Genomic DNA, 25,438 nt, shown 5'->3' on the forward strand with positions numbered 1-25,438 from the left:
ATTTCATGCTGAAAAAGTGGCTGATCACCCTGTTGCTGCTGTCTGGCCTGACCGGCTGCGGCTACAACACCATGCAGACCCAGGACGAGGCTGCCAATGCGGCCTGGTCGGAAGTCGTCAACCAGTACCAGCGCCGGGCCGACCTGATCCCCAATCTGGTCAACACGGTGAAAGGCTACGCCAGCCATGAAAAAGACGTGCTGACCCAAGTGACGGCAGCGCGCTCGCGGGTGGGCAGCATCCAGCTGGATGCCAGTACCGCGACCGACCCGAAAAAGCTGAATGATTACGCAGCGGCGCAACAGCAGCTGGGCTCGGCGCTATCGCGCTTGCTGGTAGTGTCGGAAAACTATCCGCAGTTGAAAGCCGACGGTGCCTTCCGTGATTTGCAGGCCCAGCTGGAGGGCACGGAAAACCGTATTGCGCTGGCGCGCAAACGCTATATCGATGCCATCCAGTCGTATAACAGCACGGTGCGTACTTTCCCCGGCAACCTGACGGCCATGGCCTTCGGCCTGAAAACACGGCCGAACTTTACCGTGGAGAACGAGAAAGCCATTGCGGCAGCGCCGGCCGTGAGCTTCGGTCAGCCTGCTTCGGCCGGGCAGTAAACATGCGGCCCCTGTTCTGGTGTTTGTTATGGCTATGCACTGCTGTGCTGGGCTCGCTTGTGCTGGGATCACTTGCCTTGGCACAGCAGCCCTTGCCTGCGCCCAGCGCGCCCTTGATTGATACGGCGGGTTTCCTGAGCGCGAGCGAACAGCAGCAGCTCAAGCAGCAATTGCTCGATTTTCACCAGCAGCAGGGTAGCCAGCTGGCGGTGCTGATCGTGCCGAGCATCGCCCCGGAGACGCCCTTCGATTACGGCACTCGTGTGATGGAAAGCTGGAAGCTGGGCCGCAAGGGTGTGGATGATGGTGTGTTGTTGCTGATCGTGGCCAATGAACACCAGACACAGCTGCTGGTGGGGCGTGGGCTGGAAGGGCCGATTCCGGACGCAGTGGCAAAGCGCATTCTGCAGGACACGCTCAAACCCAAATTGCAGGCAGGGCAAAGGCTGGAGGGCATCATGCTGGCGGTCGGGCAGATCGAGGGCCTGATCAAGGGTGAAGCTTTGCCTCCCCCCAAATCCACGACCCATGCTGCCGGCAGCATCGAGGACAATCTTCCCCTGCTGGGCTTTATCGCCCTGTTTGGCGGTGGTGTGCTCACCCGGATGTTTGGCCGGCTGATCGGTAGCTTTATTGCCGGTTGTGCAGCCATCGTGCTGACCTTGTTACTGGGCGGCGGCGTGTTGCTGGCTTTGCTCTCCGGCGTGCTGGCTGCGGTATTTGCCCTGTTGCTGGGCAGTCACGGCATTGTGTTGGGAGGCGGCGGCGGAGGAGGCTGGGGCGGTGGCGGTGGCCGCAGTGGCGGCGGCTGGTCGGGCGGCGGTGGTGATTTTGGTGGCGGTGGTGCTTCGGGGAACTGGTGATGAGGCATTGGAAAAAAGCATGGCAAAACCTGCGCAGCACCGGCTGGCAGGCTCGGCGATTGTTTCCGCAAGCCAGTGTGCAGCAACTGGAGCAGCAGATTGCCTTGTCCGAGCGCGAACATGCCGGACAGCTGCGCTTTGTGCTGGAGTCGGCACTGGACTGGCAGCTGGCCTTGCACGGCATGACAGCGCGTGAGCGCGCCTTGCAATGGTTTGGCCAGTTGCGTATCTGGGATACCGAGCACAATAGTGGGGTGCTGGTGTATGTCCTGCTGGCAGAGCGGCGCATCGAAATCATTGCCGACCGTGGCATAGACCGCCGGGTGCCAGCACAAGCCTGGCAGGACATTTGCGCCGGCATGCAGCAGTCGTTTGCGGTGGGTGATTATATGGATGGTTTGCAGCAGGGCTTGTGGCGCATTCATGCTCTGCTCATCGTGCATGCTCCGGCACATGGGCCGCACGCTAATGAGCTGCCGGATACGGTGATCGTGCGCTGAGTGCTGGCGCAGTACCGGCCGGATGCCGGTGAAGCTGTCTGGGTGGCCGGTTGACAATTTTCTTGCCGGCCGCAATGGCTGGTAGTAATCTGGCTCCGCCATCCGGCTCTGATTTTTACTAAGGTGTTGTTGCATGAACACGTTGGCATGCTTGAACCGGGCGGCTGCCAACCACGGCAGCCTGCCGAAAAACTGGTTTACTCTCGATATCGTGCTGGCCTACGACTTCCCCCGTCGTTGATCTCCCCACGTAGCGGCTCCGCGCCAGCTACGTTCTGTTGCATTCATTCTTTATATTCTGAATTGACAGCTTTGGCCTTGTTGCGTCCAGATCACTGCCCTGGCGGGTAGTCGTCTGTGGCTTATGCATGCGGCCAGGGCAGGGAGTATCACGCATGGCACGTCGCATTCCTGAACCGTTCCGCATCAAAATGGTTGAACCGATCAAACAAACCACCCCTGAATATCGCCGTAGCGCACTGGCCGAGGCAGGCTGGAACCCTTTCCTGTTGCGTGGCGAAGATGTCTATATCGACCTGCTGACCGATAGCGGCACCGGTGCCATGTCAGACCGGCAATGGGCCGGGTTGATGATGGGAGACGAGGCCTATGCCGGCAGCCGCAATTATTTTCATCTGGCCGATACCGTCAGGGAGTTGTTCGGCTATCAGCACACCATTCCTACGCACCAGGGCCGTGGTGCGGAGCAGATTCTGTTCCCCGAATTGGTCAAGCGCTGCCGTGGCAGCCAGCCGGTGTTTATTTCCAATTACCATTTTGATACCACCAAGGCGCATGTCGAAATTGCCGGTGCCCGTGCCATCAATGTGCTGACGCCGCACGCGCTGGATACCGAAACCGCTTATGACTGGAAAGGGGATTTCGACCTGCCGCGTCTGGCCGAGGTCATTGCCAGCGAAGGGGCCGAGAATATTGCCGGGCTGATCATTACGGTGACCTGCAATAGCGCCGGCGGCCAGCCGGTTTCCATGCCGAATATGCGTGCGGCCAGTGCGCTGGCGCGCCAGCATGGCATCCCGGTGATTATCGATGCGGCCCGTTTTGCCGAAAATGCCTGGTTTATCCGTCAGCGCGATCCGGACTACGCCGGTCAGTCCATTGAAGCCATCGTGATGGAAATGTTTGGCTATGGTGACATGCTGACCATGTCGGCCAAGAAAGACGGACTGGTGAATATCGGTGGCCTGTGCTGCTTCAAGGACGATGCCGATCTCTTCCGTGCGGTGCAGGTACGCTGTGTGCCGATGGAGGGCTTTGTTACCTACGGTGGCCTGGCCGGCCGCGATATGGAGGCGCTGGCCATTGGCTTGAAAGAGGGGCTTGATCCGGCATATCTGACCTATCGCATCGGCCAGGTGGAGTATCTGGGCGAACGGCTGCGCGAAGGTGGTGTGCCCATCCAGTACCCGACTGGTGGCCATGCGGTGTTTGTCGATGCCAAGCGCCTGCTGCCGCATATTCCGGCTGCACAGTTTCCGGCACATGTACTGGCGTGTGAGCTGTATCTGGAGGGTGGGGTACGCGGGGTGGAGATCGGTTCGCTGCTGCTGGGGCGCAATCCGCAAACCGGCGAGCAGGAAGCCTCTCCGCTGGAACTGCTGCGGCTGACCATTCCGCGCCGGGTGTATACCAACGACCACATGGACTACATCGCCGACTGCCTGATCGAAGTCAAACAGCGTGCCGCCAGCATGCGTGGCCTGACCTTTGAATATGAACCGCCCATCCTGCGTCATTTCATGGCCCGGTTGAAGCCGCTGGCCTGATCGCTATCGCAATAAAAAATGGCTGCCATTGGCAGCCATTTTCTTGGTGTGGCTAGTCGAGCCTACTTGATCAATTCCACTTGCAGCTGTGGCATGCCGCTGCTGAAAGCATTGACCCGGCTGGTGTTTTGCAGTCGCAGTTCACCGTCGACATACACCTGGGCCTGCAGGCTGTAACTGCCGCCACTTTGGATGGCGTGCTTGTCATAGCACAGCGAGAAGGCCAGCGGGAAGGCTTTGGGCTTTTCCAGTGTCTGCTCTGCCAGCAGACGTGCCGGCGCATCAGCCTGGCCATTGTCGTCCAGCAGTCGTACCCGGACCAGTGTGGTGGCCAGCGGCAGCTTCAACGACGGTGCTTTGAGCACCACGCTGCCGTTGAGGTATTGCGGCTGATAGCCATGGCTGGCACAGCCAGCCAGCACGGCCAGCAGGCCGGCTGCCAGCAAGCTACGCCGTGTGCTACGGCCCATCATTCCACGGCCTCCAGCTTGGGTTTGCCCAGCATCACCACCGGGCCTTGTTCCGGCTTCCATTCCGCCTGTACCCGCCACTGATTGCCCTTGTCTTCCAGCTGTGCATACCAGTGATTGGCCTTGACCAGATCCTTGGCAAAGCTGCCGCTGTACTGATTGGCGGCAATCTTGTGCATGTCGGCGGCCACGTCGTAATCATCCTGCGCCGGGTGAATCAGCTTCAGGATCAGCACATCCGGCAGGGCCTGCTTGCTGGTGGTGTTGACGGTGACGCTGCGGCCATCGCTGCTGAACATGACCTGGGCCGTAATGCCCATGGCGGCTGCGGCCGTGTTGCGACGCAGTTCCATATTGATGGCCTTGCCCTTGTTGTAGTAGTCGTCGGTTACCAGGCCATCATCGGTCTTGATGGCGGTGGTGATGTAAAGCGAACCGACGATGACGGCAGCCAGTGGAAAGCTGATCAAAAACCATACCCAGGGCTCTTTATACCAGGGGCGGGAAACAGGACTGCTCAGTTGCATGACTTACTCTCCGATGAAGCTGGATTTTTCTTCCACATGCAGAACCGGGCTGCTGACCGTTTCTACCTTGAAGTGGATCTCGTGGCTGCCCTTGGTGGCAACCTGGGGATCGGCCTGCACGCGAACACCGAAGCTTTCGGTTTCAGTTGCCTTCACCTTGAGGTGCTTGCTGTCGCTTTGCAGCTTCAGGTCGGGCATGCCGTCTACCGAGATTTTAAACTCTTGATCGCGTTCTGTGGTGTTGATGATCTTGATGGTATAGGCATTTTCCAGCAGGCCGGCATCGGTCTCTTTCACCAGCGAGGCACGGTCACGCAAGATGTCCACCTTGAAGGGTTTGCGCATGGCCAGTGAACCCAGTGCAGCACCCAATACAATCAGCAGCACCACCGTGTACATGATCACACGCGGGCGGCGCAGGTGTTTGACGATGTCTTTTTCCGGGTATTTGCCTTCCAGCGCGTTTTCCGTGGTGTAACGGATCAGGCCGCGCGGGTAGCCCACCTTGTCCATCACTTCGTCACAGGCATCGATACAGGCGGCACAGCCGATGCATTCGTATTGCAGGCCGTTGCGAATGTCGATGCCAACCGGGCAGACCTGTACGCAGATGCCGCAGTTGACGCAGGAACCGAGGCCTTGCTGCTTGAAGTCGACGCCTTTTTTGCGGGCACCACGCGGTTCACCACGGGCTTCGTCATAGGAGATGATCAGGGTGTCGGCATCGAACATCACGCTCTGGAAGCGGGCATAGGGGCACATATACTTGCACACTTGCTCGCGCATGAAGCCGGCCAGCAGGTAGGTGAATCCGGCATAGAAGAAGATCCAGAAGCTTTCCCACGGGCCATAGTCGAAGGTGGGCATGGCCTTGACCAGATCGCGGATGGGGGTGAAATAACCCACCAGCGAGAAGCCGGTCCACAGGCAGAACAGAATCATCAATGCGTGTTTGGTGAGTTTGAGCCTGATCTTGCGCAGGCTCATCGGGGCATTGTCCAGCTTGATGCGCTTGTTGCGGTCGCCTTCCACCCATTGCTCAATCCACAGCATGATCTCGGTGTAGACGGTTTGCGGACAGGAGTAGCCGCACCACAGGCGGCCGGCAATGGTGGTCCAGACAAACAGACCAAAAGCACAGCTCATGAGCAGGGCTGCGAGGTAAACGAAGTCCTGCGGCCAGATGGTCAGGCCGAAGATGTAGAACTTGCGGTTCACCATGTCGAAGAACAGTGCCTGCCGACCATTCCAGGTCAGCCAGGGCAGGCCGAGGAAGGCCAGTTGGGTGCCGAGTACGAAAAGAATACGCCAGTTGTTGAAGATCCCTTTGACGCTACGCGGGTAGATCTTTTTTTGTGCCTCGTACAAGGACACGGTTTCCGGAGCGGCCTTGTGGGAGGGGGGAGTGTGTTCTACTTTGACCGGTATATCTTTGAGCGAATCAGACATGGTGTTTCCCTGAAGAGGATTTCGCAAAGTTCACTCTCAACATGGACTTTGCGCAAGCCTCTTGCCAGCTTTTTCATTATACCGAATTATATATTAATTGTCATAAAGCATACTGCCCGCTTGCGCGGGCAGTATGTCAGCTAAGGCTTACTGCGCCTTGGCGTTGTTGGACAGGCCCCATACATAGGCTGCCAGCAAGTGAACCTTGCCATCGCCCAGGAAGTCCTTCCAGGCCGGCATCTGGTTGTTGCGACCATTGGTGATGGTCTCAATGATGGTCTTTTCAGTACCACCATACAGCCAGATGTTGTCGGTCAGGTTAGGTGCACCCAGTTGCTGGTTACCCTTGCCATCCGGGCCGTGGCAGGCCGCGCAGATGGTGGCAAAGGTTTCCTTGCCACGGCTGGCGCGTTCGGCATCATGCTTCTTGCCGGACAGCGACATCACGTAGTTGGCGGCATCCTTGACCTTCTCTTCACCCAGTGCAGCACCCCAAGCCGGCATCTGGCCGTGGCGACCAGCTTGAATGGTGGTTTCGATGGTTTTTGCATCGCCACCCCACAGCCAGTCGTTGTCGGTCAGGTTCGGGAAGCCCTTGGCACCGCGTGCATCAGAGCCGTGGCACTGTACGCAGTAGGTCTGGAACAGGCGCTTGCCCATTTCCTGTGCCTTGGGATCAGCCGCAACGGCCTTCAGATCCTGTTTCAGGTAGTTGTCGTACAGGGGCTGGTATTTGGCTTCGGCTTGTGCGCGTTCTTCCTTGTACTGACCAACGGAAGTCCAGCCACGAATACCTTGCCATTTGCCCAGGCCCGGGTAGAGCACCAGATAGCAGGCACCGAAGATCAGCGTGATGTAGAACATCAGCATCCACCAGCGCGGCAGAGGATGGTTGTACTCCTCCAGATCGCCATCCCATACATGACCCATGGTCTTGACCTGCTCACCCTTGTTGACCGTGGTCTTGGATTGGGTGAACAACAGCAGGGACAGGCCAACAAAACCTGCAACCACGATGGCCGTGATCCAGATGCCCCAGAAATCGCTTACGAAATCACTCATTGTTTTGCTCCGTTAGAAGCCGACTCATGGTTATCGGCCTCCTGCACCTTGTCGTCGTCGAGAAAGGGCACATTGGCCGCTTCATCGTACCGGTTCTTTGAGCGCCTGCTGTAGGCAATGAACAACACCAGAATAAAGAAGGTGAAGCACATTACGGTGAAGGCAGAGCGCCCAATCGTTACCCAGTCCATGACTTAGCGAACGTTCTTCAGTGCAAGACCCAAGCCCTGCAGGTATGCAATCAGGGCATCCATTTCCGACTTGCCTTCGACCTGAGCCTTGGCTTCGGCGATATCCTTGTCGGTATAGGGAACGCCTACGCTGCGCAGCGCTTCCATTTTCTTCGGCATGATTTCGGCGTCAGCCAGGTTCTTGGACAGCCACGGGAAGGCCGGCATGTTGGATTCCGGTACCACGTCACGCGGATTGGTCAGGTGAACACGGTGCCATTCGTCGGAATAGCGACCGCCTACACGAGCCAGGTCCGGACCGGTACGCTTGGAGCCCCACTGGAAGGGGTGGTCGTAGACCGACTCGCCCGCAACGGAGTAGTGACCATAGCGCTCGGTTTCGGCGCGGAAGGGACGGATCATCTGGGAGTGGCAGTTGTAGCAGCCTTCACGGATGTAGATGTCACGGCCAGCCAGTTGCAGTGCGGTATAGGGCTTGACGCCTGCTACCGGCTGGGTCGTGGACTTCTGGAATGCCAGCGGCAGGATTTCTACCAGGCCGGCAAAGCTGATCACGATCAGCGTGAACACGATGAGATAGCCTACGTGTTCTTCAATCAGTTTCTGGATCTTTTCCATGTTCTTCTACCTTTATCCGCTTAAGCGTGAGCCGATGCGTTAACAGCCGGGATCTTGGCGTCAACAGCGCGGCCACCAGCTACGGTGCGGAAGGTGTTGTAGGCCATCAGCAGCATACCGCTCAGGTACAGCGTACCACCCAGGAAACGTACGAAGTGGTAGGGGTACGTTGCTTTCACGGCTTCAACAAAGGCGTAAGTCAGGGTGCCGTCGGCATTCAGGGCGCGCCACATCAGGCCTTGGGTCACACCCGAGATCCACAGTGCGGCGATGTACAGCACCACGCCTACGGTAGCCAGCCAGAAGTGAGCTTCGATCAGTTTCACGCTGTGCATGGACTCGCGGCCAAACAGACGCGGCAGCAGGTAGTACATGGAACCGATGGTGATGAAGCCTACCCAGCCCAGGGCGCCGGAGTGCACGTGACCGATGGTCCAGTCAGTGTAGTGCGACAGGGCGTTGACGGTCTTGATGGACATCATCGGGCCTTCGAAGGTGGACATACCGTAGAAGGACAGGGAAACCACCAGGAACTTCAGTACCGGATCGGTACGCAGCTTATGCCAGGCACCGGACAGGGTCATGATGCCGTTGATCATGCCACCCCAGCTCGGAGCCAGCAGCACCAGGGAGAACACCATGCCGATGGATTGGGTCCAGTCAGGCAGCGCGGTGTAGTGCAGGTGGTGAGGACCAGCCCACATATAGGTGAAGATCAGCGCCCAGAAGTGCACCACGGACAGACGATAGGAGTAAACCGGACGGCCAGCCTGCTTCGGAACGAAGTAGTACATCATGCCCAGGAAGGCGGCGGTCAGGAAGAAGCCTACGGCGTTATGGCCATACCACCATTGCACCATGGCATCCACGGCACCGGCGTACACGGAGTAGGACTTGGTCAGGGAGACCGGTACGAAGGCGCTGTTGACGATGTGCAGCAGGGCTACCGCCAGGATAAAGGCACCATAGAACCAGTTGGCTACATAGATGTGCTTTACCTTGCGGATGGCGATGGTGCCGAAGAATACGATGGCATACACCACCCAGGTCACGGCGATCATCAGTTTGATCGGCCATTCCAGTTCGGCGTATTCCTTGCCGAAGGTATAACCCAGCGGCAGGGTGATGGCAGCAAGGACGATGATCAGCTGCCAGGCCCAGAAGGTAAAGGCGGCAAGCTTGTCCGAGATGAGTCGTACGTTACAGGTGCGCTGCACGACGTAGTAGGAAGTGGCAAACAGGCCGCAACCGCCAAAGGCGAAAATCACGGCGTTGGTGTGCAGCGGGCGCAAACGACCAAAGTGGAACCAGGGCCCAAAATTGAGCTCCGGCCACACCAATTGGGCCGCAATGATGACGCCCACCAGCATGCCTACAATGCCCCAGACTACGGTCATGATGGCAAACTGGCGCACCACCTTATAGTTATAAGTGGATTGCGTTTCCATTTAGGGTTTTCTCCAAGGTTGCTAACTTAGAACGTGACAAACCATGGCGACTTGATTTCCTGCCCACTGCCCCAAGCTGTAGTTGACAGGAAAGCCGCAGGGGAATCTGATCATTTTCAGATTAGTAAAGCGTTTGACCCGTGCTGACAATTTGCTGCCAAAAAAACTTGGCAAATCATGTCAGACACACGCTTTTTCCCATTTATTCAGCGAGGCATTCTAAAGCAAATACCCATGACGGGCCAGTTGATTAGTATGCTCGCGGGATTTTTACGTCCACCATTTTCTTGATTTCAAGCGAGCGGGCCGCAGGTGCTGAACACCTGATGCCGCTTACTGGGGATTATATTGTCATGTCAGTGCAAGCCCTTGACTTAGGTCAAATCGCCATCGGCCACGACGACTGTATGGACCCGGTGCTAAAATCTGCTGTTTCCGCCCCATCTTCAGGCAGATCATGACCGCCCCAGTTCACTATTCCATCCGTCCGTGCTCACCGCAAAGCCATTGCTTCGAGATTACGCTCAAGGTTGCCAAGCCCGCCAAGAAGGGGCAAGTGTTTACCTTGCCGGCGTGGATTCCCGGCAGTTATCTGATCCGTGAGTTTTCCCGTCATATCGTCAGCATTCAAGCGAGCAGTGCTGGCAAAGAGGTTGGGCTATGCAAGCTGGACAAACACACTTGGCAGGCCGAGCCGGTGGCCGGCAGCCTGACGCTGGTGTATCAGGTCTACGCCTATGATCTGTCAGTGCGGGGTGCTTATCTGGATGAAGAGCGTGGCTTCTTCAATGCCAGCAGCGTTTTCCTGGCGGTAGAGGGATACGAGTCGGTAGCCTGCACGGTGGAGATCCGAGCGCCCAAGGGCAAGGCATTCGCTGACTGGAAAGTAGCCAGCAGCCTGCCGGCGCTGGAGACCGACCGCAATGGTTTCGGCGTGTACCGTGCCGGCGATTACGATGAGCTGCTGGATCACCCGGTGGAGCTGGGGGCGTTTCAGTCGGTCAGCTTCAAGGCCTGCGGCGTGCCGCACCAGTTTGTGGTGTCCGGGCGTTTCCGTGGCGACCTCAAGCGCCTGGCGCGCGACACCAAGAAAATCTGTGAACACCAAATCAAGCTGTTCGGCACCCCCGCACCTTTTGATCGCTATGTTTTCATGCTGTATGTCGGCAAAGACATCTACGGCGGGCTGGAGCATCGCGCCTCGACTGCCTTGGTCGCCAACCGCGACGATTTGCCGCAAGCGGCAGATGAAGCGATCTCGGATGGCTACCTCAAGCTGCTGGGACTGATCAGCCATGAATACTTCCACAGCTGGAATGTAAAACGGATAAAACCCGCTGCCTTCAGCCCTTATGACCTGAGCCGCGAGGGCTATACTCGCCTGCTGTGGGCATTCGAGGGCATTACCTCCTATTACGATGATCTGACTCTGCTGCGCTGCGGCCTGATCGACAGCAAGCGCTATCTTGGCCTGCTGGCGCAGACCATCAGCGGAGTCGAGCGCGGTGCCGGTCGCCTCAAGCAGACGCTGGAAGAATCCAGCTTTGATGCCTGGACCAAATACTATCGCCAGGATGAAAACAGCCCCAACAGCATCGTCAGCTACTACACCAAGGGCTCGCTGGCGGCGCTGGCGCTGGATCTGACCATCCGCCAGCAGACGGATGGCCGCCAGTCGCTGGATGACGTGATGCGTGCCTTGTGGCAAAAGTGGCAGGCCGATGGCCAGGGGCTGGCGGAAGACGAGTGGGAGCAGATTGCCCAGAAGGTCACCGGCCTGGACTTGCAGGCCTTCTTCGACAGCGCCTTGCGCTCCACGGCAGATCTGCCCTTGGCCAACTTGTTGGCAACGCAGGGGCTGGACATGTGCTGGGACTACGCGGATCATGCCGGCGATGCAGGGGGTGTCGGCCCGGTGGCAGCAGACCGTCGGCCACGTGCCAGCCTTGGCGTGAAGACCGCTGCGGACCCGCTGGGCCTGCGGCTGGTCAACGTACTGGATGGCAGCGCAGCACAGCAGGCTGGTCTGGCTGGCGGAGACATACTGATTGCACTGGATGGCCTGAAAGTGGCTGATCTGGACAAGATGCTGGCACGCTATGGCGTGGGGGAAACCGTGACCCTGCATCTGTTCCGCCGCGATGAGCTGCTGGTGCGGGATGTCAGTTTGCAAGCCGTGCCACGGACATGCTGCCGTTTGCAGCTGCTGGGCGAGGAGGCCGGCTGGCTGCGTGGCTAAGGCATTCAGCCACTGGATAGTGCACCCATAACCGGACCGGGGCGGCGATCCCGCCCGGTCCATGAGCAAGACCGGATCAAGCCGGCAACGACTACTAATAGAGAGAAGAACATGGCGCAGCAGCCTCAAGTCAACTATCTGAAAGACTATACCGTTCCCCCTTACCTGGTGGATCGGGTGGATTTGAAGTTTGATATCGAGGACGCACAGACGCGTGTGCACTCGCGTATGGTGGTCAAGCGCAATGACAAGTCTGCTGCTGCCAGCGCGCTGTGGCTGGACGGTTCGGCCCGGCTGCTCAGCCTGACGCTGGATGGCGAGCGGCTGGATGCCTCTGCTTATCAGTTGGCGGCCGACGGTGTGCTGATTCCTGCCGTGCCCGACAGCTTTATCCTGGAAGTGGAAACCGAGCTTGAACCGGCGACCAATACCAGCCTGATGGGCTTGTATGCCTCCAAAGGCAATCTGTTTACCCAGTGCGAGCCGGAAGGCTTTCGCAAGATCACCTTTTATATGGACCGTCCAGATGTGATGGCCAAGTTCACCACCACCATCGTTGCCGACAAGCAGAAGTTTCCGGTGCTGCTGTCCAATGGCAACAAGGTGGGGGAGGGCGTGCTGGACAAGAAGCGCCACTGGGTTAAATGGGTCGACCCCTATCGCAAGCCGTCCTACCTGTTTGCCCTGGTGGCCGGCAAGCTGGTGGCCGCGCGTGACAAATTCATCACCCAGCGCGGCCGCGCTGTCGCGCTGGAAATCTGGACCGAGCCGGCCGACCAGGACAAAGTTGCCTTTGCCATGGGGGCGGTCAAGCGCGCCATGAAGTGGGACGAGCAGCGCTTTGGCCTGGAATACGATCTGGACATCTACATGATCGTGGCGGTCAGCGATTTCAATATGGGGGCCATGGAAAACAAGGGCCTCAACATCTTCAATACCTCGGCGGTACTGGCGCGCAAGGATACCCGTACCGATGCGGAGTTCCAGCGCGTGGAAGCCATCATTGCCCACGAATATTTCCATAACTGGACCGGTAACCGTGTCACCTGCCGCGACTGGTTCCAGCTGTCGCTGAAAGAGGGGCTGACGGTATTCCGCGATCAGGAGTTCAGCTCTGATCTGGGCAGCCGTGGCGTCAAGCGCATCGACGATGTCAAAAGCCTGCGTGCCTTGCAGTTCCCGGAAGATGCCGGCCCAACCGCGCATCCGATTCGTCCCGATTCCTATATCGAGATGAACAATTTCTACACCATGACGGTGTATGAAAAAGGCGCGGAAGTGGTGCGCATGTATCACACCCTGTTGGGTGAGTCTGGTTTCCGCAAGGGCATGGATCTGTACTTCAAGCGCCACGATGGCCAGGCGGTAAGCTGCGATGATTTCCGTGCGGCCATGGCCGATGCCAATGCTGTCGATCTCGGCCAGTTTGCCCTGTGGTATAGCCAGGCGGGCACGCCGCTGCTGCAAGTCAGCAGCCATTACGATGCCGCAGCGCGGCGCTATGAATTGACCGTTGCCCAGTCCTGCCGGGCCATCAGCGGCCAGCCCGCACCACAGCCGCTGCACATTCCCCTGGCACTGGGGCTGGTAGGCAGTGATGGCAAGGATCTGCCGCTGCAGCTGGAAGGCGAGGAGCAGGCACAGCCTGGCACGCGTGTGCTGGATATCAAGCAGGCCAGTCAGACATTTGTGTTCGTTGATGTGCCGGAAGAACCGGTGCCTTCGCTGTTGCGCGGTTTCTCCGCGCCGGTTCGGCTGGAGTACGACTGGCGCGATGAACAGCTAGCCTTCCTCATGGCCAACGACAGCGACAGCTTCTGCCGCTGGGAAGCCGGTCAGACCCTGGCCGAGCGGCTGTTCCGCCAGTTGATCGAAGCTGCGGCGCAGGGCCGTGCACTGAGCTTGCCCGAGACCTTTGTCACAGCCTTCCGTGCGGTGTTGAAAGATCCGGTGGCCGATCCGGCCTTCAAGGCCATGATGCTGGGCTTGCCGTCGGAAGCAGAAATGCTGGAAATGGTGGAACTGGCCAACCCGGCAGTCATTCATCAGGTGCGTGATTTTGTGCTGGACCAGTTGGCCGAGGCGCTGCGTGGCGAGTGGCATGAGGCTTATCACCTGAACCAGACCCGTGAATACAAGCCGGAAGACGCTGGCCGACGCGACCTGAAAAACCGTGCCTTGCAGATGCTCACCCGCTTGAGCGTGGCCTGGCCGGCTGAGGCCGCCCGCAAGCAGGCTCTGGAAGCTGACAATATGTCAGACCAGATGGGAGCCATGCTGGCGCTGCGCGATCATGACGGCGAAGAACGCGACGAATGCTATACCGACTTCGCCGCCCGCTGGCAGCATGATGCGCTGGTGATGGACAAGTTCTTCATGCTGGTGGCTTCCAGCCAGCTGGAAGGCACGCTGGATCATGTCAAAGCCGCCATGGAGCATCCGGCCTTTACCTTGAAAAACCCCAACAAGGCACGGGCGCTGATTGGCAGCTTTAGCAATAATATGGTGCATTTCCATGCTGCCGATGGTAGCGGCTACCGCTTCCTGGCAGACCAGGTGCTGGCGCTGGATGCCATCAATCCGCAAGTAGCCAGCCGCATCGTGCGTGCCTTCAATCGCTGGAAGAAGCTGGAGCCGGGCCGTCAGGCACTGATGAAGGCCGAGCTGGAGCGTCTGTTGGCCGCGCCCTTGTCCAATGATGTCTACGAGATTGTCTACAAAAATCTCAATGCCTGAGCAGACTTGCACGGGTAGCAATAACGGGTCGCCATGGCGGCCCGTTTTTCATGGGGCGTGCGTATAGCAGATTGACCTGCCGCTGGACTTGCCTTAATCATACGGTCGTTTGCTTGGTGATCTGGCAAGGTGAGGGTGATGGCGGAAAAGCAGCAGCAGGACTTGTATGTGGAAGTTGAGCAGCAGCGGCTGCATCTGCGGCGTATCTGGCGCGAGGCAGACGGACCACCGGTATTGCTGGTGCATGGTGTCATGGCCGATGGCCGGATTTTCTATAGCGATAGCGGCAAGGGCCTGGCCCATTTCCTGGCCGATGCCGGCTACGATGTGTTTGTGGCCGATTTGCGTGGTCGTGGCCGCAGTACACCGAAGATCGACGCTACCTCACGCCATGGTCAAACCGAAATCATTTGTCAGGACCTGCCGGCGCTGCATGCGGCCATCTTCAAGCTGAAGGGCGGGCAGCGCCTGCACTGGATGGCGCATTCCTGGGGTGGGGTGCACATGAGCAGCTGCTTGTTGCGCTACCCGCAGCTGGCGGCCCAAGTGGCCAGCCTGGTGTACTTTGGCAGCAAGCGCAGCATAGCCGTACGCAATCTGCGCAAATGGCTGGAGGTTGACCTGATCTGGAATATCGCCGCGCGCTGGCTGATTCGCTGCTATGGCTACCTGCCGGCCAGGCGTATTGGCCTGGGTGCCGACGATGAAACCGAGAAAAGTCATCGCCAGAGCAAGCGCTGGGCCAAGCTACGCCCCTGGGTGGATAGTGATGACGGCTTCGATTATGGCGCGGCCGCCCGCCATGTCTCCTTGCCACCCGCCCTGTATTTTGCTGCCCGCAACGACCCCTGCCGTGGCCATGTCGACGATGTGCGCCGCTTTCGTGACGAGTCTGGCCCGCATCTGTCGCGGCTGCGCTTGCTTGGACGCGCCGCCGGGCACTGGCATGACTATGATCACGTGTCCCTGCTGACCCATCCGGATGCCCCGGCCGACCATTTTCCGCTGGTGCTGGACTGGTTGCGTGGCCGGCATGACAAGGTTATGGAAAACCACTGACAAATATCATGCCGCAGGCCGGGGGGCTGTGGTAGAACAGCCGGCTCTAGTGGAGAATGCCGCCATGACTCAAGTGACAGACCAATCCCCAGCCTGCCTGGACCCCATTATCGATACCCTCGCCGAGCAGGGCTGGGTCGTCGATCACACCCTGTTCAGTGCCGAAGACATCCGCCGCCTGCAGCAATGCTGTCTGGCGCAGTGGAATGAAGGACGGTTTCATGAGGCTGCCGTCGGACGGGCCGACCAGCAAGGACGACGCAGTGAAATCCGTTCCGACTCGGTATTGTGGCTGGAGCCGCAGGATGCCGAACCGGCCATTGCCCATTATTTCGCCACGCTTGATCAAGTACGCCAAGCAGTGAATCAGGCCTTTTATCTGGGGCTGGAAGACCTGGAATCGCACTTCGCGGTCTATCCGCCGGGCAGCTTCTACAAGAAACACCTGGATCGCTTTCGTGACGATGACGCCCGCACACTGACTGCCGTGCTGTACCTGAACGAAGACTGGCCTGCCGATGCCGGTGGCCAGATGCGCCTGTACCTGGATGATGAATGCAGTCGCTCGCTGGACGTTGCGCCGCAGGCCGGCACGCTGGTGTTGTTCCTGTCTGACCGTTTCTGGCACGAAGTCTTGCCAGCCTCACAGCAGCGGCTATCGGTCACCGGCTGGTTTCGCCGGCGTCAGACGGGACTCGCTTGGTCGTCGTAGACAGGTTTTGCCGTGCTAGAATCAGGCCAAACCAGATGAAATGACAAGGGACGAATCAAGATGTCAGGCAACACCATGGGGCTGCTGTTTACCGTAACTTCCTTTGGCGAAAGCCACGGGCCGGCCATCGGCTGCGTGGTGGATGGCTGCCCGCCGGGCCTGGCCATCAGCGCCGAGGACATCCAGCAGGAACTGGACCGGCGCAAACCCGGCACCAGCCGACATGTGACCCAGCGGCGCGAGCCGGATGCGGTCGAAATTCTGTCTGGCGTTTATGAAGGCAAGACCACCGGCACACCGATTGCCTTACTGATCCGCAATACCGACCAGCGCTCCAAGGACTACGGCAATATCGCCGACACCTTCCGTCCCGGTCATGCCGATTACACCTATTGGCACAAGTATGGTGTGCGCGACCCGCGTGGTGGCGGCCGTTCCAGCGCCCGCGAAACCGCCGTGCGCGTGGCGGCGGGTGCCATTGCCAAAAAATGGCTGCACGAGCGCTATGGCATCGTGATCCGTGGCCACATGACCCAGATCGGCAATGTGGAAATCCCCTTCAAGAGCTGGGATGTGGTCAACAGTAATCCTTTCTTTGCCGCCGACGAAGCCGTGGTGCCGCAGCTGGAGGAATACATGGACTCCATCCGCAAGAGCCTGGACTCGGTGGGTGCCCGCTTGCGCGTGGTGGCGGAAAACGTGCCGGTGGGCTGGGGTGAGCCGGTATTCGACCGTCTTGATGCCGACATCGCCTATGCCATGATGAACATCAACGCCGTGAAGGGTGTGGAAATTGGCGCGGGCTTTGCCAGCGTGACCCAGCGCGGCAGTGAGCATGGCGACGAGCTGACACCGCAAGGCTTTGCCAGCAACCACGCCGGCGGCATTCTGGGTGGCATCTCCACCGGGCAGGACATCGAAGTATCCATGGCGATCAAGCCAACCTCGTCCATTGCCCAGCCGCGCCGCTCCATCGACAGACAGGGCAATCCCATCGTGATGGAAACCCACGGTCGTCATGATCCGTGCGTTGGCATCCGTGCCACACCGATTGCCGAGGCCATGCTGGCGCTGGTGCTGATCGACCATGCCTTGCGCCACCGCGCCCAATGTGGCGACGTGGTGGTGGATACCCCAAAAATACCGGGCCGAATCGACTAAACTGCACTGAGGCTGTCTGTCCCTCAGCCGGGTGTCATGAGAGAGCGAACCATGTTGAAAAACCTGATTGGCGGTTTGGCCGGTCGTCTGAAAAAAAATGAAGAAAGTCAGGCCGACGAAATTGCCGCTGTAGAAAAAGAATTGGAAGCTTCACCGGTCAAGCGTGCAGTCGAGCCGGAAATTGTCGATCAGCTGCCGCCGACCCTCGGCTTCGTCACCCACCAGCCGGTCATGGACCGGCAACACCGCGTGGTGGCTTACGAGTTTTTCGTCAAGTCCGGTGCGGCAAGCAAGGGGGGCAAGCATCAGGATTTTGATCGCCTGATGCTGACCACGCTGCAGAATATGGAAGTGTTCCGCCTGCTGGCCTATCGACGCGCGCTGGTTCACATTTCCATCAGCTCGCTGTCCGAACCATTGCTGCTGCAGATGCCTGCCAAGAGCGTGATTTTCGTGCTGGAGCCGGACCCGAACGAGCCGGTCACGGCCGAAGTGATGCAGGTACTGGACGAGCTGCGCATCAAGGGCCTGCGTTTTGCCATCGAGCCGGCGGCTTTCGATGCCCATGTGCTGGTGGAGCGTTTGCAGCCGGAGCTGTTCAACCGCATGGATTTCATGCTGCTGGATTTCGCCGCACCCTCTACCCGCGTGCTGGCCCCCATTCTGGACCAGCTGCCGCGCCGCTACCCCAATGCGCGCTGGATGGCACGCAATGTTGGCACCGCCGAAGATCTGGACGTTTGCCTGCGCGCGCCGGGCAGCAATCGTTTTGCCCTGTTCCATGGGCCTTTCATTGCCACCGTGCGTAGCCTGGAGAGCGGCAAGGTCGACAGCAACCAGACTCGTGTGCTGCAGATCATGCGCATGCTGCGTGCCAACGCCGAACCACGCGAACTCGAGGCGCAATTCAAGCTGGATTCGGTCTTGCTGTTCAAGCTGCTGCGTTTCATCAATTCCCCGGTGAACGGCCTGGCCCGCAAGGTGCAGACCATCGAGGAAACCCTGCTGCTGCTGGGGCGCGAAACCCTGTTCAAATGGCTGTCCATGCTGCTGTTTACTGCCAAGAAGGAAGATGGCACCGCATTGGCCTTGCTGGAGAAGTCGCTGATCCGCGCCCGCTTTCTGGAGCGGCTGGGCGCTTATCGCGGCAACAAGCTGGAGGCCGAGCATCTGTTCCTGACTGGTATGTTCTCGCTACTGGACGTACTGCTGAACCAGCCCTTCCCGGATGTGCTGGACCCGCTGGAGTTGCCGCCCACCGTGCGTGACGCCGTGGTGGAGAACAAGGGCATGTTCAGCCCTTATCTGGCCTTGGCACTGGCTTGTGAGCAGGGAGATGACCAGCGCATCAATGCCCTGTGCAAAGTGCTGAATTTCGAAGTGGAGCATGCCTGCCGCTATTACATCGACTCGGTGGTATGGGCACAGGAAGTCTTGCGCGAAAGCGAAGTGCACAACGACGTGGAAGCCGTTTAAGGCGGCAGCTACCGCTGTGTGGGCAATCAGGCCAGCACCGCGGTGCTGGCTTTTTACATTGTTGCGCGACAATTTGTAACAGCAATATAGTGTGGCCTCGGTATGCTTGCCGACAGAGATAATGATGCGGGCTTGATTGACGTGGGGCATCGCTGTCAACAACCGGCATAAAACTCGACAATAAACACTATAAATTTCCATCAGGCGCAGGCATACAATAGCGTCTTATGAAAAAATAACCCCCGCCATGGTCCAGGTGCCTGACTGTGCGGGCAAGGCAGCGTGATGAACACTATCGAGCAGATCAAGCAAGTCATTGTAGAAAAATTTGGCGTGAACGCCGACGAAGTCGAGGCAGAACGTCCGCTGGGCGAATACGGCCTGGATTCGCTGGGGCAGATCGAACTGTTGTTCGCCATCGAAGAGCATTTCGATGTATCGATTCCCGAGGAAGAAGCCCACGTTGCCAATTTGCAGGAGCTGGCCAACCTGGTGGACCGCCACAAGGCAGCAAAGGCATGAGGACTGCCGTTGCCATTACGGGCATTGGCCTGATTTCCCCGCTGGGCAATCAGGCAGAGGCGGTTTTTTCCCGCCTGATGGCCGGTGAGTCGGGTATCAGTCTGCTGGATGAAGCGGCAACTGGCTGCAAGCCCGCTGTGGCCGGCGTTGCCGAGTTCGACCCGGCACCGTGGTTTACCCGCCTGCAGTTGTCCGGGGTGGATCGCGTCAGCCAGATGGCTGTTGCTGCTGCCACGCTGGCATTGGAAGATGCTGCGCTGACCCTGCCAGAGGAGCGGGAGCAGCTCGGCGTGTATGTAGGCTGCGCGATGGGGGGGAGTGCCGCGCTGGACAAGGGTTTCCATAATTTTTATGCCGACAAGTCGCGGGTATCGCCGCTGTCGGTCATTGCCAGCATGGCCAATGCCCCGGCAGGGCACATCAGCATGCGTTTCGGTATTACCGGCCCCTCGGTCAATTATTCCGTGGCTTGTGCTTCGTCCGCCATTGCGCTGGGTGAAGCCATGCGAGCCATTCGCCACGGTGAAGTCACCCATGCCATCGCCGGTGGTGCCGAGGCCATGTTGTTGCCTGGCATCATCAATGCCTGGCAATCCATGCAGGTGCTGGCCAGTACCGCTGGCGAGCACCCGGAGCAGGCCTGCCGCCCTTATGACAAGGAGCGTAGCGGGCTGGTACTGGCGGAAGGTGCTGCTTTCCTGATCCTGGAACGGCTGGATCTCGCCTTGGCGCGTGGCGCACGTATCTATGCCACGCTGGATGGCTATGCTTGCCGCAGTGATGCCACCCATATCACCAAGCCCGATGTCGGTGGTCAGGTGCGGACCATGCGGGCCGCGCTGGCGGATGCTGGCCTGGCTGCCGGGCAGATTGGCTATTGCAATACCCACGGCACGGCAACCCAGGTGGGCGATGTCGTGGAATGCCAGGCATTGCAGACCATCTGGGGGGAAGATACCCCCGGCTTGCAAGTGAGTGCCACCAAGTCCATGCATGGCCATCTGCTGGGTGCGACGGGTGGGCTGGAAACCGCCATCACCGCACTGGCGCTCTACCATCGGCAATTGCCACCCACGGCCAACTGCCGGCAGCTGGATGAGAACTGCCGGGTGCAACATGTGCTGGGCAAGGGCGTGGCGGCTCCGCATTTGCAGGCAGCCATCAGTAATTCTTTCGCCTTTGGTGGCAGTAATGCCTGCTTGGTATTGCAACGCCATCAGGCGTGAAGTGTTGCCTTGAGTCTCAGGCCTGCCACTGCGCTGTGCTGCAACTGACGATGTGAAGGTAATGACAGAAGACCCGGCCATGGCCGGGTTTTTTCACGTCAGAGTCTGAGCCGCACGTTGTCTTGCACTGCCTAATCTGCCCGCTCTTGTGGAGCTTTGAGCGGCCAGCCCCCGTTTTGATGGAGCTTCAGGCACAACGAAACGTCAGGCTGATACGCCGACTGCCCAGCAGCGGGTGCCAGCCATCCGCCAGCGGCATGATGCCGTGAAAGCACAGGCGGGCCGGACCGCCAAACACCAGTACATCGCCATGGTGTAGTGGAATTTTCTGGTGAACCGACTGGCGTTGTATTCCTCCCAGCATGAAGCGGGCAGGAAGTCCCAGCGACAGGGTGACGATGGGTTGAGTGAAGTCACGCTCATCCCGGTCCTGATGCAAGGACATGCGGCTACCCGGCTCGTAGCAATTGATCAGACAAGCATTGCTGTGGAATCCATCAAAGCCGGCTGTCGCCGCCCATGTGCCAGCCAGTGCGGCCAGTATGGGTGGCAGCTCAGGCCAGGGCTGGCCGCTTGCCGGGTCTTTTGCACTGTAGCGATAGCCGTGCAGGTCACTGATCCAACCCAGTTGGCCACAATTACTCATGGCAACGGACATGGTATGGCCGCCGGGTGTCTGCATCTGCCGCAAGGGAGCTCGCTGCAGTATCTGACTGACTGCTTGCCAGATGGCCTCCTGTTGCGCCAGCGCTTGGCCGGGCAGCAAAACTGCACCTGGAGCCAATGGCTGTGGCGGACCAACCAAGCTGTCGGGGAAAAGATCATCCATGATGAACGGTGCTTGGCAATGTCATGATTGCTCCTTGTCCAGCAAAGCCTGTTTGCGCGCGATACCCCAGCGGTAGCCCGAGAGCTGTCCATCCTGGCGCACTACCCGGTGGCAGGGAATGGCAACCGCCAGGACATTGGCCGCGCAAGCCTGTGCCACGGCGCGGACCGCGCTGGGGCTGCCGATTCTTGCTGCCACCTCGCTATAGCTCAGTGTTTGCCCAGGCGGAATGTCGCGTAGCGCCTGCCACACCCGTTGCTGAAAGGCCGTACCGCGAATATCCAGCGGCAGCGGCAGGCCCTGACGCGGATTATCGATCAGGCCGATGACCAGAGCCACTTGCTGCTCAAAATCATGGTCGGCACCGATCAGCTGGGCTTGCGGGAACTGGTCTTGCAGCTGTTGCAGCAATTGCTCTGGCTGCTCGCCCAGTAAGATGGCACAGATGCCCTTGTCGCTTTGTGCCACCAGAATGGACCCCAGCGAGCACTGGCCGATGGCGAAATGAATCACCGCCTGCTTGCCACCTGCACGGTAGTTGCGGGGTGTCATGCCCAGCAGCTGTGCCGATTCGGCATAAAAACGGCTGCTGGACTGATAACCGGCGGCATAAATGGCGGTGGTGATGCTGGCGGCGCTGCCTAGCTGCTGTTGCAGCCGTTGCTGGCGTGCCGCCATGGCATAGCCACGCGGTGTTAAGCCGGTGGCCGCCTTGAACAGGCGGTGAAAGTGATAGCGGCTCATGCCTGCTTCGTCTGCCAGTTGTTGCAGGTCTGGAGCCTGTTCTGCCGCAGCAATGCGCTTGCAGGCGGATTCGATCAGTGCAGCCTGACGCTGCCGTGGCGATTGCTGGTGTGGGGTGCAACGCAAACAGGGGCGATAGCCAGCTTGTTCCGCCGCCGTGCAATCAGCAAAGAAATGCACATTATGCGGCTTAGGCTGGCGTGCCGGGCAGCTGGCACGGCAGTACACGCCAGTGCTGGCCACACCATAGACAAAGTGCTCGTCTGCCTCATGATTACGCTGTAACACATCCTGCCAGCGCGGATCACGGCTGATGAGTTCTGCGTGTTGTTGCTGTTTGCGGCTGGCCATGGCGGGCTCGATTCATCAGGAAGATGGCGTACTGTAGCTCCGGTGAGCAGGGTTGACACCTCGTGGCTTGCGCTCAAATTCTAGCAGTTTGCCCAGCCGGCCAGTCTGCTGCAGGACATAAAAAAAGCCTGCATAAGCAGGCTTGAGAAGGATATCACTGACTTTCGAAAAGGCTTAGAAGCTCTTGGACAGGCCAATCAGCTCGCCATTGCGGGCACTGCCACCAGCTTGCGGCTTGTCGTGAGACAGTTCGACATAAGCCATGGTGTGCTTGCTCAGGCTGTAGTGCAGCAGCAGGTTGACGTATTTTTCAGTGCCGGACACCAGTTGCGGCGAATTGTCCTTGCGTACCCCGGTTTGCAGACCCAGTTGGGTATTGCCGATGGTGTAGTAAGCGTACAGCGAGGTGGCGTTGATCACACTGTCATCCGCCAGCTTGTTACGCTGATATTCCACGGCCAGTTCCAGCGCATCGATGGGCTTGTAGTTGGCAGTCAGGTGCAGCTGACGGTTGCTGCCCAGCTGGTTGATGTTGGTGGCATTGCTGTTGGTGGTGTTGCTGGATGCGCCATAGTTGGCAGAAACCGTCCAGTTGCTGCCACTGAAGCCGGCCAATACTGAATAACGGTTGGTACCGCTGCTGGTGCTGGTTTTGTTTTCATCGGTGGAGAATTGCACCCCGCCGTAGAAGCCACCCAGATTACCCGGCAGGTCGTAGCGCACCATATTGTTGCCGGTCACGCCACCGTACCAGCCCAGGTGGTTGTCCGGGCCTGCCCAGACGCTGTAATCGAATTTGCCGTCTTCCACGTTACCGGTGCCTTTGCCGGCGCGAATCATACCGAAGCTGCCCTTTAGGCCGACAAAGCTGTCATCGCTGGCAAAGGTATTGGCCTGCTTGCCCATTTCGTCGTAACCGCTGCCGGTAGGCGAGAACCGGTTATTCACCTGGAAGATGGCGCTCAGGCCATTGCCCAGATTTTCTTCACCATTGAAGTTGATCTGGCCACGACCGGCCACATTGGTGGTGGACACCGCCGCCGGATTCGTGGTGTAGCCCCAGGCATTGTTGGCCGCACCGTTGTACTGCAGCACGCCGGCACGGACAAAGCCGGAGATGGTGACGCCAGAGTCTTCGGCATGGGCATAACCGGCGCAGGCCGCCATCACGGCCAGCGCAATATACTTGCTTTGCATTTTGTCTTCTCCAATTGTCTCGTCTTGTTGTTTTGCTACTTTTGGCGACAGATTTCCGCTGAGTTTCTTGGCGGTTCCTGGCGCTGTTGAAAGCACGGACATTGTTAATTTCTGTGTTCTTGGCGGTCAAACGTATTCTATGTAGCCGAATCGCTACATTTTGATGGGTTCTTGTGTAGTAATTAAACTACATTAAATTTGAGTGATAAATCGGCGTGGCTAAGTATTTATCACTAGAAAATTGCATGAATCATCATTTGGCAGCATTAAATAACCATGTTGGCAAAGTGCAACGTATTAGCATTTTCTGTCTCAATTTGCGATTTTTGAGGCGTTATGCTGCAAGTGCACATTGAGGCTAGGCAGGTGCAGGCCTGGATCAGGCTGTCCAGAACGGCAGCTTGGTGTGGAATTCTCTGGGATGGTTGGGGGAGAAATCGAGTGTTTAGACCATTCTGGTGCGGCCAGGTTGGTCAAAACAAGCAATCAGGTGCCGCTGTCAGGTGTATATGCAGCATGGCGGTGCAACCTTGCTCCGCTAGGGTGCTGTCCCGTTGGCTGGAATGTCCGGCAAGATTTATGGCAGTCTTGCGCAATAAAATTGCGTGGCGTGCAGGTGCGACTGGAATAGTCTGATCTGGCGGGCTGGTCATGCATTTGGTGGCGATGGATCTGCATGAGCAGGCCATGGCCGATGCCGTGGGTTACCCAAGCGGGCCGGATGGGGGTGCCTGTCGCGTGGGATATATCGCAGGCAATAAAAAAGCCCTTGATTTCTCAAGGGCTTAGCTGTTTGGTCTGGCGGAGAGGGAGGGAGGGATTCCGAAATTTATCGCATAACCCTCTGTTTTCCTGGCGCTTTTCAGTACTTCTACACACGTAGAGGAGAGCCTTTGTGTAGTACTGATTTTGCAATTGTAGTTGATGTATTGACTGATTGTAAGGCCCCGTTGGGCGCACTGGAGCGGCAAACCAGATTGGATAGCTTGGCTACGCTAACGCTTCTATTACGTCTACGCCATGAGGAGGGCAAATCGAATTGAGTCCGGCTCTACGCCGACAGCATCTTTCGAGTGCTAGTGATGATTGGAACGGATCTTGACCAGTATTGGGTCGCTGAAAGGATGTTTCAGCTCTATGCGTAATGAATGTCCAGGTTGGACGAGTTCAAGGGACATCGTATGGATCTGTCCTGCTATGACTATGTTTTCGTGGCGTATCCGCCAGCAGATGCCGGCAATCCTACTTCTTCTTTCGCTGAATACGTACCTATAGGTCCTTCTTGCGGCGGGAACGTATGCTAAAGACTGGGACAGCCCAGTCAAGTACAGCCAGGTGCAAGTTGCTCTCAATCATACCTGTGGCTTGGCTTAAAGCAAGGCCGTATAGACATTTGATGGTGAGACCGAACGTGATGGCGGCATCGGAAAAAGTTGGTTGCCACCCCTCGTTAACCAGTGGCGGTAGTCTGTCAGTTCATGACTTTGTCGATCCCTAGAAGTAGCTGCCTGGTTGCTTGAGGGACTGCTTGTAGGCCTGCCTGTTTGTGATTTGGTACTTGGGAGGGGGCACATGCCGTCATTCAACCGGATGGCCGTAAGGTCTGATGCGTGCAATAAAGCCATGCTGCATGACAAATCAATTTATTATGCATATAATT

Annotated in this window: 23 protein-coding genes; 12 read left to right on the forward strand and 11 right to left on the reverse strand. The window is 58.3% G+C overall.

Features of this window, described 5'->3' with window-relative positions:
* Nucleotides 1-5 precede the first annotated feature (5 nt).
* The 4 genes from FAZ30_RS09920 to FAZ30_RS09935 all read left to right on the forward strand — a co-directional run bounded on the left by FAZ30_RS09920 (nt 6) and on the right by FAZ30_RS09935 (nt 3,761).
* A complete protein-coding gene (locus FAZ30_RS09920; RefSeq protein WP_124642898.1) occupies nt 6-611 on the forward strand; it encodes a LemA family protein in 606 nt (201 codons plus the stop codon).
* A gap of 77 nt (nt 612-688) precedes the next feature.
* Nucleotides 689-1,474, forward strand: coding sequence for a TPM domain-containing protein (locus FAZ30_RS09925; protein WP_246043426.1), 786 nt, complete (start codon nt 689-691; stop codon nt 1,472-1,474).
* Nucleotides 1,474-1,974: a TPM domain-containing protein gene (locus FAZ30_RS09930; RefSeq protein ID WP_124642894.1), complete on the forward strand. Its 501-nt coding sequence runs from the start codon at nt 1,474-1,476 to the stop codon at nt 1,972-1,974. Before FAZ30_RS09925 ends, FAZ30_RS09930 begins: the two co-directional genes overlap by 1 nt.
* 395 nt (nt 1,975-2,369) lie before the next feature.
* Entirely contained in the window at nt 2,370-3,761 is a 1,392-nt protein-coding gene (locus FAZ30_RS09935) for a tryptophanase (protein ID WP_124642892.1), read from the forward strand.
* A gap of 62 nt (nt 3,762-3,823) precedes the next feature.
* On the opposite strand, the gene FAZ30_RS09940 is transcribed toward FAZ30_RS09935, so the two are convergent.
* The 7 genes from FAZ30_RS09940 to ccoN all read right to left on the reverse strand — a co-directional run bounded on the left by FAZ30_RS09940 (nt 3,824) and on the right by ccoN (nt 9,526).
* Nucleotides 3,824-4,234: a YbaY family lipoprotein gene (locus FAZ30_RS09940; protein ID WP_158613563.1), complete on the reverse strand. Its 411-nt coding sequence runs from the start codon at nt 4,232-4,234 to the stop codon at nt 3,824-3,826.
* Entirely contained in the window at nt 4,231-4,758 is a 528-nt protein-coding gene (locus FAZ30_RS09945) for a FixH family protein (RefSeq protein ID WP_124642888.1), read from the reverse strand. The genes FAZ30_RS09940 and FAZ30_RS09945 overlap by 4 nt, the downstream gene beginning before the upstream one ends.
* Nucleotides 4,759-4,761: 3 nt before the next feature.
* The gene (ccoG, locus tag FAZ30_RS09950; protein WP_124642886.1) at nt 4,762-6,207 is read right to left on the reverse strand and encodes a cytochrome c oxidase accessory protein CcoG; all 1,446 of its coding nucleotides are present in this window, start codon (nt 6,205-6,207) and stop codon (nt 4,762-4,764) included.
* A gap of 147 nt (nt 6,208-6,354) precedes the next feature.
* The gene (gene ccoP / locus FAZ30_RS09955) at nt 6,355-7,269 is read right to left on the reverse strand and encodes a cytochrome-c oxidase, cbb3-type subunit III (protein ID WP_124642884.1); all 915 of its coding nucleotides are present in this window, start codon (nt 7,267-7,269) and stop codon (nt 6,355-6,357) included.
* On the reverse strand, nt 7,266-7,460 hold the full coding sequence (locus FAZ30_RS09960) for a cbb3-type cytochrome oxidase subunit 3 (RefSeq protein WP_045845631.1): 195 nt from the start codon (nt 7,458-7,460) through the stop codon (nt 7,266-7,268). The genes ccoP and FAZ30_RS09960 overlap by 4 nt, the downstream gene beginning before the upstream one ends.
* 3 nt (nt 7,461-7,463) lie before the next feature.
* Nucleotides 7,464-8,078, reverse strand: coding sequence for a cytochrome-c oxidase, cbb3-type subunit II (ccoO, locus tag FAZ30_RS09965; protein WP_059285217.1), 615 nt, complete (start codon nt 8,076-8,078; stop codon nt 7,464-7,466).
* 20 nt (nt 8,079-8,098) lie between these two features.
* Entirely contained in the window at nt 8,099-9,526 is a 1,428-nt protein-coding gene (ccoN, locus tag FAZ30_RS09970; protein ID WP_124642882.1) for a cytochrome-c oxidase, cbb3-type subunit I, read from the reverse strand.
* Between the two features lie 457 nt (nt 9,527-9,983).
* Here ccoN and FAZ30_RS09975 point away from each other — a divergent pair, with 457 nt between their 5' ends.
* From FAZ30_RS09975 to FAZ30_RS10010, 8 genes are all read left to right on the forward strand, one after another.
* Nucleotides 9,984-11,765, forward strand: coding sequence for a M61 family metallopeptidase (locus FAZ30_RS09975; protein WP_137009353.1), 1,782 nt, complete (start codon nt 9,984-9,986; stop codon nt 11,763-11,765).
* 111 nt (nt 11,766-11,876) lie between these two features.
* Nucleotides 11,877-14,501, forward strand: coding sequence for an aminopeptidase N (pepN, locus tag FAZ30_RS09980; RefSeq protein WP_124642878.1), 2,625 nt, complete (start codon nt 11,877-11,879; stop codon nt 14,499-14,501).
* Between the two features lie 138 nt (nt 14,502-14,639).
* Nucleotides 14,640-15,560, forward strand: a complete 921-nt coding sequence (locus tag FAZ30_RS09985; protein ID WP_124642876.1) for an alpha/beta hydrolase family protein — start codon at nt 14,640-14,642, stop codon at nt 15,558-15,560.
* A gap of 64 nt (nt 15,561-15,624) precedes the next feature.
* Nucleotides 15,625-16,272 carry a 2OG-Fe(II) oxygenase gene (locus FAZ30_RS09990; RefSeq protein WP_124642874.1) on the forward strand — a complete coding sequence of 216 codons (648 nt, stop codon included), beginning with the start codon at nt 15,625-15,627 and terminating at the stop codon, nt 16,270-16,272.
* Nucleotides 16,273-16,332: 60 nt separating this feature from the next.
* On the forward strand, nt 16,333-17,433 hold the full coding sequence (aroC, locus tag FAZ30_RS09995; RefSeq protein ID WP_124642872.1) for a chorismate synthase: 1,101 nt from the start codon (nt 16,333-16,335) through the stop codon (nt 17,431-17,433).
* A gap of 51 nt (nt 17,434-17,484) precedes the next feature.
* Nucleotides 17,485-18,909: an EAL and HDOD domain-containing protein gene (locus FAZ30_RS10000; RefSeq protein WP_124642870.1), complete on the forward strand. Its 1,425-nt coding sequence runs from the start codon at nt 17,485-17,487 to the stop codon at nt 18,907-18,909.
* 285 nt (nt 18,910-19,194) lie between these two features.
* Nucleotides 19,195-19,431, forward strand: a complete 237-nt coding sequence (locus FAZ30_RS10005; protein ID WP_124642868.1) for an acyl carrier protein — start codon at nt 19,195-19,197, stop codon at nt 19,429-19,431.
* Nucleotides 19,428-20,657, forward strand: a complete 1,230-nt coding sequence (locus tag FAZ30_RS10010; protein ID WP_124642866.1) for a beta-ketoacyl-[acyl-carrier-protein] synthase family protein — start codon at nt 19,428-19,430, stop codon at nt 20,655-20,657. Before FAZ30_RS10005 ends, FAZ30_RS10010 begins: the two co-directional genes overlap by 4 nt.
* Nucleotides 20,658-20,844: 187 nt before the next feature.
* Here FAZ30_RS10010 and alkB read toward each other — a convergent pair whose 3' ends face one another.
* The 4 genes from alkB to FAZ30_RS21005 form a co-directional block, all read right to left on the reverse strand.
* Nucleotides 20,845-21,486: a DNA oxidative demethylase AlkB gene (alkB, locus tag FAZ30_RS10015; protein WP_124642864.1), complete on the reverse strand. Its 642-nt coding sequence runs from the start codon at nt 21,484-21,486 to the stop codon at nt 20,845-20,847.
* Nucleotides 21,487-21,507: 21 nt separating this feature from the next.
* Nucleotides 21,508-22,581: a bifunctional DNA-binding transcriptional regulator/O6-methylguanine-DNA methyltransferase Ada gene (gene ada, locus FAZ30_RS10020; protein ID WP_124642862.1), complete on the reverse strand. Its 1,074-nt coding sequence runs from the start codon at nt 22,579-22,581 to the stop codon at nt 21,508-21,510.
* A 174-nt stretch (nt 22,582-22,755) separates the two neighbouring features.
* Nucleotides 22,756-23,778, reverse strand: a complete 1,023-nt coding sequence (locus FAZ30_RS10025; RefSeq protein ID WP_168190822.1) for a porin — start codon at nt 23,776-23,778, stop codon at nt 22,756-22,758.
* Nucleotides 23,779-25,047: 1,269 nt separating this feature from the next.
* On the reverse strand, nt 25,048-25,236 hold the full coding sequence (locus FAZ30_RS21005; RefSeq protein WP_137010208.1) for a transposase: 189 nt from the start codon (nt 25,234-25,236) through the stop codon (nt 25,048-25,050).
* Between the last annotated feature and the right edge of the window lie 202 nt (nt 25,237-25,438).

Source organism: Aquitalea aquatilis (genome assembly GCF_005155025.1).
GTDB classification, from domain to species: Bacteria; Pseudomonadota; Gammaproteobacteria; order Burkholderiales; family Chromobacteriaceae; genus Aquitalea; species Aquitalea aquatilis.